9 protein-coding genes are annotated in these 12,489 nt (G+C 51.8%); 3 read left to right on the plus strand and 6 right to left on the minus strand.

Annotation, left to right across the window (positions count from 1 at the left end):
- Positions 1 to 74 precede the first annotated feature (74 nt).
- A complete protein-coding gene (gene dusA / locus UM181_11015) occupies positions 75 to 1,085 on the plus strand; it encodes a tRNA dihydrouridine(20/20a) synthase DusA (protein ID WQC61862.1) in 1,011 nt (336 codons plus the stop codon).
- A 47-nt stretch (positions 1,086 to 1,132) separates the two neighbouring features.
- Here the strand turns inward: dusA and UM181_11020 are convergent, their stop codons facing one another.
- Together UM181_11020 and UM181_11025 are read right to left on the minus strand one after the other, a co-directional pair.
- Positions 1,133 to 2,176 carry a 2-dehydropantoate 2-reductase gene (locus tag UM181_11020; GenBank protein ID WQC61863.1) on the minus strand — a complete coding sequence of 348 codons (1,044 nt, stop codon included), beginning with the start codon at positions 2,174 to 2,176 and terminating at the stop codon, positions 1,133 to 1,135.
- Entirely contained in the window at positions 2,173 to 3,708 is a 1,536-nt protein-coding gene (locus tag UM181_11025) for an acyl--CoA ligase (GenBank protein WQC61864.1), read from the minus strand. The genes UM181_11020 and UM181_11025 overlap by 4 nt, the downstream gene beginning before the upstream one ends.
- 191 nt (positions 3,709 to 3,899) lie before the next feature.
- Here UM181_11025 and UM181_11030 point away from each other — a divergent pair, with 191 nt between their 5' ends.
- Positions 3,900 to 4,706 carry a sulfite exporter TauE/SafE family protein gene (locus tag UM181_11030; protein ID WQC61865.1) on the plus strand — a complete coding sequence of 269 codons (807 nt, stop codon included), beginning with the start codon at positions 3,900 to 3,902 and terminating at the stop codon, positions 4,704 to 4,706.
- Positions 4,707 to 4,870: 164 nt separating this feature from the next.
- Positions 4,871 to 5,164: a hypothetical protein gene (locus UM181_11035; GenBank protein ID WQC61866.1), complete on the plus strand. Its 294-nt coding sequence runs from the start codon at positions 4,871 to 4,873 to the stop codon at positions 5,162 to 5,164.
- A 262-nt stretch (positions 5,165 to 5,426) separates the two neighbouring features.
- Here the strand turns inward: UM181_11035 and UM181_11040 are convergent, their stop codons facing one another.
- From UM181_11040 to UM181_11055, 4 genes are read right to left on the minus strand one after another with little or no spacing between them, the layout of a single operon-like run.
- The gene (locus UM181_11040; protein WQC61867.1) at positions 5,427 to 6,527 is read right to left on the minus strand and encodes a chemotaxis protein CheB; all 1,101 of its coding nucleotides are present in this window, start codon (positions 6,525 to 6,527) and stop codon (positions 5,427 to 5,429) included.
- A gap of 13 nt (positions 6,528 to 6,540) precedes the next feature.
- Positions 6,541 to 7,404 (minus strand): CheR family methyltransferase, encoded by an 864-nt coding sequence (locus tag UM181_11045; protein WQC61868.1) that lies wholly within the window; start codon positions 7,402 to 7,404, stop codon positions 6,541 to 6,543.
- Positions 7,386 to 9,437 (minus strand): response regulator, encoded by a 2,052-nt coding sequence (locus tag UM181_11050; protein ID WQC61869.1) that lies wholly within the window; start codon positions 9,435 to 9,437, stop codon positions 7,386 to 7,388. The genes UM181_11045 and UM181_11050 overlap by 19 nt, the downstream gene beginning before the upstream one ends.
- A 26-nt stretch (positions 9,438 to 9,463) precedes the next feature.
- Positions 9,464 to 12,457, minus strand: a complete 2,994-nt coding sequence (locus UM181_11055; protein ID WQC61870.1) for a hybrid sensor histidine kinase/response regulator — start codon at positions 12,455 to 12,457, stop codon at positions 9,464 to 9,466.
- Positions 12,458 to 12,489 lie beyond the last annotated feature (32 nt).

Genomic DNA, 12,489 nt, shown 5'->3' on the forward strand with positions numbered 1-12,489 from the left:
GGGTAGGGCTTTGCTTGCAAAAAGGCGCATTCCTGCGTTAGGAGGATGCCACGCAAACCCTAGGATGTCTCTTTATGCTTACGCGCCCCACGGCCTCTTCGCAGAATTTGCATCACGCGGCCCGGCTCAGCGTTGCGCCGATGATGGATTGGACGGATCGGCATTGCCGCTACTTGCATCGTTTGTTATGCCAGAATGCGCTGCTCTATACCGAAATGGTGACGGCGCCTGCATTGGTGCGCGGACGGGCCTTGCATTTGCTCGATTACCATCCGGCTGAACATCCAGTGGCGTTGCAATTGGGCGGGTCGGACCCTGCTGAATTGGCCGAGGCGGCCAAACTGGGCGCCGAGGCCGGATATGATGAAATCAACCTCAATGTTGGATGTCCCTCTGACCGGGTACAATCGGGTCGCTTTGGCGCTGTTTTGATGCGCGAACCCGGGCTTGTGGCCGAATGCTGCGCGGCCATGCGCTCTGCTGTGGATATTGAGGTTACGGTCAAATGCCGGATTGGCGTTGATGATCAAATTCCCGAGCAGATACTGCCCGAGTTCTTGGCGCGTGTTTCGGCGGCGGGTATTGGGCGCTTTATCATCCATGCGCGTAAAGCTTGGCTAGAGGGCCTTAGCCCGAAAGAAAACCGCGATATCCCTCCGCTTGATTATGGCTTGGTGTTGCAAATGAAAGGCCTATTTCCGGCGCTGCATCTGTCGATCAATGGCGGTGTGACAGCGTTGGATCAGGCGCAAAACTTCTTAGATTCGGGGATGGATGGGGTGATGATTGGCCGTGCGGCCTATCATCAGCCAACCGATCTTCTCGCCAATGCGGATGCTGTTATTTTCGGGCAGGATCGGGCAATAAACCCGGTCAATATTGTGCATCAGATGATGCCTTATATCCATGCTCATATCGAAAATGGCGGGCGGCTTAACCAAATAACACGGCATATGTTGGGACTATTTACAGGCCGCCCAGGCGCCCGTGGATGGCGGCGGGTTTTATCCGAGCGCGCGCATTGCGATGGTCCTGAGCTGGTTTTAGAAGCGCTGCAACGGGTGATCGAGCCCGAAGCGGCTTAGCAGCCATTCACCCGCCGGCCGAGCGCATGAAAAAATGCTGAACGGGCTTACGCGCCTTTGGCTGGCGCATAGGGGCTATTGATCGCAGTTTCTATCGAGTCTTGCTTGTCATAAAGCCCCAGCACGCTGCCTTGCAGGCGCACCAACGCACTGATCGCGTTCAAGGTTGGGGTTTCTATTTCTAGGCGGCGGGCCAATTCAAGCACCGTGCTGGTCAGCGCATCCAATTCCATCGGGCGCCCCAATTCAACATCATGCCGGGTTGATGGTTTATGGCCGATAATATCGGCGCCGCCTTGAATGCGCCGCTCAATATCCACATTGAATCGTGCGCCGACGGCCAAGCCCACTTTGCGGCATTCGATCATCGCATCGCGGATCACCGCGCGGCTGGCAGGATCATTGCCAATCAGATCCAAACTGGCGCCGGTTAGCGCTGAGACCGGGTTAAAAGAGCAATTGCCCCAGAGCTTGATCCAGATTTCATCGCGCAATCTGGGCTTTACCGGCGCGCGCAATCCCCCCGCGCGTAAAAGCTCTGATAGTTTCATCACGCGATCGCTGCGCTGCCCATCAGGTTCGCCTAAGGTGAAGCGATCGCCTGATTTTAATGTGATTTGGCCTGGCGCCGAAATTTCACAGGCGGGATAGACCACGCATCCAATCGCCCGCTCAGGGCCAAAGGCAGCCCATTGTACGCCCCCGGGATCCGAGGTTTCCAGCCACCGATTTTCCATCGCACTGTTGCTGCCCGCTTTGTAAAAATACCACCAAGGTATGCCATTTACCGCCGGCACCAGCGCGGTGTGCTCCGCCAGCAAAGGTTTGAACCGGTCGATTACGGGGGCGACGGAATGCGCCTTCAGAGCGCTGATCACATAATCTTGGGGGCCGAGCTCTTCGGGTGTGTTGGTGGCCTTCACAGGGAGCGTTTCGGCGCTGCCCTCTTTTATCAGGGTAAGACCTTTGTCACGCAACCCTTCAAGATGCGGGCCTCTGGCAATCAGCGAGACATCAGCACCAGCTTTGATCAACGCATGGGCCATGTAGCCGCCGATGGCGCCGGCACCGAATATGCATATTTTCGTCATGCGCTCTCAGCCAATCCAAGCTTTTCATGCAGTCCGATCCGTTGCAATTTACCGGTTGCGCCTTTTGGAATCTCATCCAAGATCAATATCTTGCGGGGCACTTTAAACGCGGCCAGCCTTTCTTGCGTGAATTTGCGGATCTCTGCCACTTCAATATCAGCACCGTCGCGCAGCACCACTGCAGCGGCCACATCCTCGCCAAGTTTTGCATGTGGCAGCGCAAAAGTAACCGCCTGCGCAACGGCCGGATGGTCCATTAAAACCTCATCTACTTCGCGGGGCGAAATCTTTTCTCCACCGCGATTGATGATTTCTTTTAACCGGCCGGTCAGCCATAAATATCCCTCTGCGTCTAAATGACCTTGATCGCCGGTGCGAAACCAGCGATGGCCCTCAGCTTCAAAAAAGCTTTTGGCATTGGCGTCGGGGTTGCTTTCATATCCGGGGGTGACATTGGGTCCGGAAATTACGATTTCTCCCAGATCATCGATTAAATGATCTTCGTTTTCCGAGGCAATGCGCACCATCGGGCCCGCTGCGATGCCCACGCATCCCGGTTTCTGCGCGCGCGGTGGCAACGGGTTTGAACACATTTGATGGGCTGCCTCGGTCATTCCATAGCCTTCGATAACCGGCGCGTTGAAGGTTTTGACCAATTCGTCAAAAACTTGCGGCGGCAAGGAGGCAGAGGATGAGCGTAGAAACCTGAGGCCAACCTCGGTAATCACCTCTGCGTTGCGCGCCGCGCGTGACAGGATCGCTTGGTGCATCGTGGGAACCGCCGTGTACCATGTTGGTTGAACCTCTTTCATCAACCCAAAGAATTTCAAAGCGTCAAACCCGGCTGTACAGCTGACGCTGGCGCCCGCGCAAAGCGATGCAGTAACAGCAGCAACCAGACCATGGATGTGGAACAGCGGCATAACGTTCAAGCAGCGATCCGCGCCGCTTAATGCAAGCGAGCTGGCAATATGGTGCCCGCTGGCGGTCAGGTTGCGGTGAAGCAAAGGCACAATTTTTGGCCGCGAGGTGGTGCCCGATGTGTGCAGGATCAAAGCAATATCATCGGCTTGGGCGGGCACTGCTTCCGGCGCAGCAGTTGCGCTGGCTAGCGCAGAGCCGCGTAAAGAGAAAACGCCGGCTGGGCTGGCATCAGAACTGTGCAGACGAAGGATTTTAATTCCAAGTTCGTCGGCGGCTTGAACGGCCGGCCCGTCTTCATCGGCCATGACGACCAAGGCTTTTGCCTTCAGATCATCCATATAGAAGGCGTATTCATCCCGTTTATAGGCCGGGTTCAGCGGTGCGGTTACGCACCATTGCGCGATGGTCACAAACGCCGAGGCCATTTCGGGGCCGTTTGGCAGCACGATCGCCACGCGATCTCCGCGTCCAAGCCCAAAACCTGCAAGCTGGGCTCCAATGGTTTGGGACAGCTTTCTCAATTCGCCAAACTGCATCCAAGGGCGATTTGGCGCACCTAAGGCTGGGGATGCACCTGGCGCTGATGCGAGCATTTCTTGTAGGGTCATATCGGCTCCGGCTTGTCGCTTGTGATCTCAACTCTCAGGAAGATAACGCGCAAAGTAAAGACTGCAAGGCAAAGCATTTATTTTGTTTAAACATGCACCAAATGCCCAGCGGGCTTAAATTTTCGCTGTCACCGGAGGGGTTTTGAGGGTAAGCGTTCCAAGCCTCGGGTATTAAAAGAAAATTTTTAACTATGCTGGAAATGTTTATCTTGCTGTCGGTGGTGGGTGCCTTTGCGGGCCTGCTGGCTGGATTATTTGGCGTGGGCGGTGGCATGGTTCTGGTGCCGGCGTTTTTTTACAGTTTCACCGGCCTTGGTTATGCGGGCGCTGACACGATGCAGGTGTGCTTGGCCACGTCTTTGGCGACGATCGTCGTTACCTCATTGCGTTCTTTGATCAGCCACCATCGCCAGGCTGGAGTTGACTGGGAGCTGCTGAAACTTTGGGCCCCGGGGATCGCGCTGGGGGCCGTGTTCGGGGTGCTGTTTGCAACGCAATTGAGGTCGATCACCTTGCAGTGGATTTTTGGCGGTTTTGGTTTGCTTATTGGATTTTATATGGTTTTTGGCCGCTCAGATTGGAGCCTTGGTGCGAAGATGCCATCGGGATGGGCGCGGGCGCTTTTATCGCCGATGATTGGATTCATATCAGTTTTGATGGGCATTGGTGGTGGCAGTCTGGGCGTGCCGCTGATGACGCTTCATGGAAAAACCATTCATCAAGCCGTTGCCACCTCATCCGGCTTTGGTTTGTTGATTGCAGCGCCGTCGGTGGTGTCTTTCTTCTTTGTTGATATTGAGGCGGGCTCACGCCCTCCCTATTCGCTGGGGGCAGTGAACCTTGTGGCCTTTGGATTGATCATTGCCATGACGTTGATCACCACGCCTTTGGGCGTACGCTTGGCGCATAGGTTAGACGCTGCAAAATTGCGCCGTATTTTTGCAATATTCATTTGCGCCGTGGCATTGAACATGCTGCGCAAAGCGATCGGATATTAAGATTTTCGAAACCTCATAAAGGCCTTTTCTTGGATTTGGGGAAAATACCCCCAAGGGCGCAATAGCGTGGTGATCGCGGGTCCAGGCGCAACAGCGTACGGGGGCATTAGGAATGAGTGAGAGGTTTTCTTTATTCAAGCCCCAGCCCGTTTTAGGAGGTTTGCATGAAATATCTCATCGCCCTGTTCTTGCTTGTCAGCCCCGGTTTTGCCTGTGAACACCGATCGTCATTTCTGCACAAGACGCCCGATTTCAAACTGCTGTTCTGGGGTTTGTCGAGCCAGGGGACATTGGTTGAAATTTATCAAAACAATAAATCGCGTGCTTGGTTTGCTTCCGTGACCGATGCGAGAGGTAAGATGTGCCTTGTCTCGCAAGGGCAAGGGTTTTCAACGATTTCGCCGCGCGTGTCTGCAGGTTTCTCCCTGTCATCAAAGCAGATTGATCTCAACGATTGACAAAAGCTGTGGCTTTGGTGGGAGAACTGCCGCTTAGCATCCTCACTGTGGCGCAGACATAGAAACACAAGCAAACAGAATGAGTTCGCTCTGATAGTGGCATCTTTGGGCTTGCCCGCGCATCGCTAAGGGGGCGGCCTGTTCGGTTGCATTGGGCTTTCATTCCCTCGAAAACGCCGCATGATAAAGCGGGGTGGACATTCATCATTTCGCCGTCACAAAGGGGGCTGATCCAACATCACTAAGCCACTCTTCGCAGCGTCTAGGGGTGCAAAATTTCTGCGGCAATATCTTGCAGCTTCACAACTTTATCACTGGCGCCAAGATCAATCGCGGCTTTTGGCATGCCAAATACCACGGATGTGGTTTCATCCTGCGCAACTGTTTTCCCACCTGCATCTTTGATTTGCAACAAGCCTTTTGCCCCATCCCGTCCCATTCCGGTCATTAAAATGCCCATTGCATGTTGCTTAGCGGCAGTTGCGACAGAAAAAAATAACCTATCCACCGACGGGCAATGCCCATTCACCAAATCGCCTTGCGTGACCTTAACCCAATAGCCTGCGCCCCTTTTTTGCACCTCAAGATGCTTGCCGCCACAGGCGATAATGGCCTGCCCTTGGCGCACCGGTAGATGATCGGTGGCTTCTAAAACATCGATGCTGCACAATGTGTCCAACCGGTCTGCAAAGGCTTTGGTAAAGCTTGATGGCATATGCACTACGGCAACGATGCCGGGGCAGGTTCTGGGCAAGGCGGATAAAACGCTCATCAAGGCGCTGGTTCCCCCCGTTGAAGTGCCAATGGCGACCAAATTTTTTTGATTTTTTGAGGAAACTGTGCCGCGCGGCGGTTTGGGCATCGTTTGCGGTTCGGGGATGGACGGCAGAGCGGAAGGGCGTATTGGCACCGGATCCTGTTCCACTATCGGCGAAGCGGCGGTGGGTTTTGCCCGTGATAGCTGGGTTGGAGCATGCGATAAAAACCATATTTTTTCTTCAATTTGAGGCAATAAAAACCGAATATTTCGCATCAGGTTGCGCTCTGGTTTGATCACATAATCAGAATGCCGCGATTTTAACGATAGATTTCTATTGGCAAGCGTTGATAGCAGTTCGGGGGCCAGCAAGAATAGCGTTGGAATTTTTGTTTCGCCTTTGGCTTTGTCGAGGGCAGAGATAATATCAAGCGTGTGAACGTCGAGATTTAACAAAATAACATCGGGCGTGCGTTTTGCAAAATAGCGCAGCACGCGGCTGGCATTGCAAGGCATTGCCGTCGCCTCTATCAAGCCGGTCGATGAAAAATATTGGCTCAGGGCTTTGCGGATGATCGCGTCAGAGGCGATGATAACGAGCTTCATAAAAATTCAGGCCCTAAGGAAGATCTGGATGTTTTCGAAAGACCGCCGGTGCAACTTGTTGCAGGCCCTTTGGCATTTTTATATTCACTTCAGACAGGCCAATAAAAAGAAACCCCCCCGGCTCTAACGCGTTAAAAATGTTTTCCAAAAGCGTTACGCGACTTGCTTCGCTGAAGTATAAGATCACATTTCGGCAGAAAATGATGTGGAAACGCTGCTTGAATGGAAATTTTGCACTGGCGAGATTAAACCAGCGGAATAAGATTTTTTCCCGCACCTTTTTGATAAACTGGAACCTGTCTTCGCCTTGTTTATGGGTGTAAGATTGAAGAATCTGCGGGGCTATTTTTTGCAAACGTTCATTTTGAAATTGCCCCGAATAACCTTTGCGCAGCATTTCGCTTGAAATATCAGTGGCCAGCACGCCCGCCTGCATCTCCCAGAATGGATCTCCATAATATTGATGCGCTGCAAATAAGAGCGAAAATGCCTCTTCGCCAGACGCGGCTGCCGCGCTCCACATGCGCAGCTGACGGTCTGGGCGGGGCAGCTGAACGGGCGCGATGGCGGGCAAGGCGGTTTGGGATAAATAGGTGAAATGGGCGTTTTCGCGAAAAAATGATGTATGGTTCACGGTAAAAATATCGGTCAGAGGTTGGAAAGCGCTGGTGGCTTTTGTTTCTTGCCAACGCGATATTGTGCGCGCCAGATCGGTAACCCCGTGCTCATTGAAAAACTGCAAACTGCGCGTTTTTGCAACAGGGGGAATGGTTTTGGGCAGCACCAAGCCAAACAGGTTCAAGAACAGCGCTTTGATCAGCGCATAGTCATGCGTGCTTAGGTCTTGCATGGGGGTTATTACGCGTTCCAGTCCCATATGCCTGTCCAAGTTTTGGGGGGCTTGGCCATCAGGTTCTGACAGCGTTTTAAAAACAAACTGGACGGGGTGAGCGAGGCGTTCAAACCTTTTGGTTCATGCTCTTGGGCGGCTTCAAAGCAGCTATGCGCAGCTTTAAAATCCGCCTTGGTGTATTTTGAAAATCCCTCGTTGAAAGTTTCAGCCAATCTTTTTTGCGTGTCAGACGCCGCGTCCCAGCGATCCATAAGTTCAAAACAGGCCAGAGATTGCGATTTACCTTTCACGGTCACGCGGTCGATCATGCGCGTGCAATATCGGTCTTGATGAGCGCTGATAATGCTTTCTCCCAGCAAGTTTTGCAGGCCATATAGTTTCGCAGCAGCTTCAAGTCGGGCTGCTGTATTGACCGTATCACCGATGACGGTTAGGTCGATCCGGGCTTCAGCTGCCCCAAGATCGCAGAGGATTGCCGGGCCTGAATGCGCGCCAATTCTAAGGGCGAAAGGGTCAGTTTTTAACCGCGGATCACTTTCGTTCAATGTCTTGAGGCAGGCCTTAATCTCAAGCATTGTGTCAAGCAGCGCTTTTTGTGCGTTGTTGTTTTGCTCATGAATCCAAAAGGCCATGCAGGCATCGCCGATGAATTTATCTATATCACCGCCATGCTTAATGATCGCCCGGGTCACCAAGCTGAACAGCTTATTCACCTGTTCCACAACATCATCTGGGGCATAGGCTTCGCATCGAGGGGTAAAATTCATGATGTCGATAAACGTCACGGTTACGGTTTTTCGATCGGCGCGCGGGGCAGTTTGTCCAGCGCCCCAAACCGCCTTTTCCAGCGCCACCTTCAACGAGGCTTTGGAGACATAACGTTGCAATTGAGCTTGTTCGTCTTTGGTGCGCCGGTCCGCGAGTGTTTTTTCAACTTTTGCAACCAAATCATGTACGCCAAAGCCTGTGGTAACCGCGGCCTTGGCGCCGGCATTCAAGGCCATCCGGATATTTGCCTCATTGGTATCGGGCAAAAGAACGATCACCTCCGGGGTGCTGGGCAGATCGCTTGTGTTTAACCCATTAAACAGGTCAACGATCGTACCATCGCTTGGCTCAAATTCACAAATCACCAAATCGCAGGTGCTGCGCTGAACGGCTCTGAGAAAGGCGGCGATGGTGGGCACGCGTTTTGTACGAAATCCCTGCAGGTTCAAAACCGCTGCAATATCTTGGTCACTGGTTTCAGGGCCTTGCAAAATGACAATGCTTTCGCGGGCACCTCGAAACCTTTCGAGCATGGCACTGACCTTTTCTATCAACCCTTCAACATGCACCGGTTTTCCAATGAAAGCATCGACGCCCACGTCAAAGCCCTTGCGTTGGTCAGTAGCGGAGGAAAGCGTGCTTGACATGATTAAGGTGGCCTCGGCGGTGAGGGGGTCATTTTTCAGCGCAGCGCAGGTTTCATAGCCGTTCATTTTCGGCATTTCGATATCACAAATGATCAAGTTTGGTTGCAGAGTTCGGGCCATCTGATAGCCTTCCTCGCCATCAAAAGCTTGCGCCACCTCAAAGCCTGCCTGCTGCAACGGCCCAACAATTGTTTTATGCACCAAAGCCGAATCGTCGATCAAGAGAACTTTATTGCGCCGCGTATTTGCCTTTTCAATCGCCGCAACAAGATCTTCGCCAGCGACTGGAAACTGCAGAAAACCATCGCAAATCCCCACCACATCGGGGGCAAGCGCATAATCCAAGGATAAAAATAAAATCCGCAAATCGGTTTGAAACAGGCGCTTTAATCGAAAAGCCACATTGATCAATTCCTGTTCATTCGTGTCCGATTGCAGCACCAAAGTGGTTTTGGGGTTTTCTGAAACCTTCGTCACAATATGGTTTTTTGCAATCAGCTCGAAATCAAAGTCTTGATCTTGCAAACAGGTTTTTAAGTATGTGGAATAAAGGTCATTTTCGAGGCAAAGCAAAACGGTGTCCCGTGCCTGTGTTTGGGCCATCAGCTCGGAGGGGGGGGGCATGTGCAAATTCTGGGGCATGGTTAATCCAAATCCTTAGGCAGAGCTCAGGGCGCGGTTGGGGCAAGGCAGGCCTTGTCCAACGCGGCGATGATGTCATCTTCATTGATGGGCTTTTCGAAAAACTCGGTTGCGTTTAACGCAGCCAAACGGCGTTTTTCCGGGCCGTCGCTTATTTTTTTGCCGGTGATCATGAAAACGGGTGCTGCGCTCAACCCGGGCTGCTCGCGCAAACGCTCAACAAATTCATAGCCATCCATTAAGGGCATAACGATATCCACGCAAAAGGCAGAGATATGGCGCGCAGCAGCTTTTGAAAGCGCATCATGGCCATCTGTGGCGCTTTCAACTTGATAACCTGCCCGCGTTAACAAGGCGCTTAAACGGTTGCGTTGGAGCGCTGAATCATCCACCACAAGGATCGTATGATCGGCCCGTTGTAGCGTTGCGGCATCGGTTGTGATATCGTTTAACGGCGCTTGAGCGTGCAGGTCCTCGGTTAAGATTTCCCCCACATTGAGGATAAGCACCAAATTACTATCTGACAGGATTGTGCATCCCATCATAAATTTAATTTTTGAAACCAAGGATCCAAATTGTTTGATTAACACATCTTGACGGCCCTTCACCTCATCCACCAGGATGCCGATATAACGGTCGCCATCCGCCAAAACGATGATCGTTTTTTCTACCTGATTGAAGGCGCTGGGCGGAAAGTTTAACAGGCGCGAAAGAGTGCTCACCGTGACCGTCATCCCGCGATAATTAAACACCAAGCCGCCGCCCACACGGCGTAATCCGCTTTTTGACACGGTAAGAATTTCTACAACATTCGATACTGGAAACGCGAATTGATGGCCGTTTTCGCTGGCCAATAAAATGCCCACAATTGCCAGTGTTAACGGCAAACGCAGAGTGATTTTTGTGCCTTTCCCTTTTTCAGTTTCGATATCAACCGTGCCTTGCACTTGCGTGATGGCAGTTTTCACCACGTCCATTCCAACGCCGCGCCCTGAAAGCTCGGTGACGTTTTCTGCAGAAGACAGGCCCGGATGAAACGTCAGATCTAAGATGTCTTTTTCGCTAAAACTTTCGGCCGCGGCAGGCAGCACCAATTCGCGTTCCAAGGCCTTGGCCAAAATGGTCTCGAGGTTGATTCCGCGGCCATCATCTTTGATTTCGATCACCGCATTTGAGCCCTGATAATAGGCTGAGAGTTCGATTTTGCCGATTTCTGATTTGCCTTGGCTCAGGCGCTCTTCGGGGGATTCAAAGCCGTGATCCAAAGAGTTGCGGATAATATGGAGCAGAGGATCGGCCAATTGATTGATCAAAAGTTTATCAAGCTCTGTGCTGGCGCCAGAGAGGATCAAATTCGCCTTTTTGCCCGTCTTTCGCGCCATATCTCGAACCTGCGCGGGAAAGCGATTGAACAATTGCGCCACCGGCACCATGCGAAAGCTCATTGCGCCGGTTTGCAAACGCCCGCTCAACCCCTCAAGATCTTCGATATTTTTTTGTAATTGTTTGCGGGTATCGTCTATGCGCAACATCGTTAGACGGAATTCTTCCGGAAAAAACTCTAAATTCCGCAAAATTTCGCTGTCTAAAATATCTTTGATTTTTTTCAAACTGGCCCGTTCAGAGGAAAGGCCAGAGATGCGTGATTGACCTTGGCGGCCCGTAGGTTCGATCAGATCATTATCCAGATCAAGCACCTTTTGCTTTAAGCTTTCCACGGCTTCAAATACCAAATGGAATTTTGCGGTTCCAGTCAGTTTTTCCAAATTGTAAAAGGATTGCGTTAAAACATGCAGATCGTTTTGCAGCCGGATACGCGTGATAAATACCTCTGAGGCGGTGTTCAGCACATCATCCAGCTTTTGCGCGGGGATGCGAATGGTTTCATCTTGTGGAATGCCCGGTGTGACAGTGCCAACGGGCTGTATACCTGCCGGCGCTGGCTCGGAATTTGGCTCTGCATTTATCTGTGGCTCTGCATAAGGTTGGATCGTCGGTTTGGCGGGATCCGTTGAGGCATATAGATGTTGGATAAGCGGTCTGATCGGCGTATCCAGCGGCCGTTCTTCAATTACCTGTCGGATCAAATGCCCCAAACCTGCAACTGCTAACATCAATCCATCGATCAGGTTGGATGAAATGTTTAATCGCTTTGAGCGCATTTCATCCAGAATAGTTTCGACCTCATGCGCAAGGGTTTCTATCTTTTTGATCTCGAGCAAGCGTGCGCCGCCCTTTATCGTATGCACAGCGCGAAAAATTTGGTTGATAACCTCAAGCGGGCTTTGCGTTGTTTCCAACTCGATCAGTGAAAGTTCGATCGCATCCACATTATCCTGCGCCTCTTGTGTAAACACTGGGATTAAGTCGCGTTTATCCGCGCCGATCAACAGTGCCTCGGGTTCGCTATCCAGCGCGTCGAGCCGTCTGATCAGCGCTTCAGAGGTTTGCGCCAAGGTGGCTGGCTCTACATTACGGCTCTGAGCATCCTCATGACGCTCGGGCTCTTCGGTATTTCTTCGTTTTACATCTGCCGCTTGATCCTGCGTGAGGGTTTCGTTGAACTCAGTTAAGGCAAGGCGCAAATATCCCTCTGCTTCGCGGATAATATCGCTGATATCCGCTTTGCCGTCTTCAAACTCTTCCCAGTCTTTTAAAAGCGTCAGCGTGTTTTCAAATAGAAGCTGCAGCAGGTAATCCATCGAATGATGGGTAAAACTGTGGTGATATCGACCATAATCCAAAATAAACACGATGATTTGCATCAACTGCCTTGGTTGCATGATCCGCAACACATCCAGGATGCCAAAGATCAGATAGCCCCTGCGATAGGCCATATCATAGGCCTCTTGAGGGGTGTCAGGTTTGACTTTTATCAACGTCAAAAGATCTGCGTAAGCCTGCTCGGTGGTTTGAATTAATTTCTCCAACAGCGCCATATTCGACGCGTCAAGATGGGGGTTTGTGACGTTTTTTTCGGGGATATCAACCGTTAAGATTGCTGGATCATACATCTGCATATTTTATCCAAAAAGGCCGGTGGCCGACGCCT

It is taken from the genome of Alphaproteobacteria bacterium US3C007 (assembly GCA_034423775.1).
GTDB classification, from domain to species: domain Bacteria; phylum Pseudomonadota; class Alphaproteobacteria; order Rhodobacterales; family Rhodobacteraceae; genus Thalassovivens; species Thalassovivens spotae.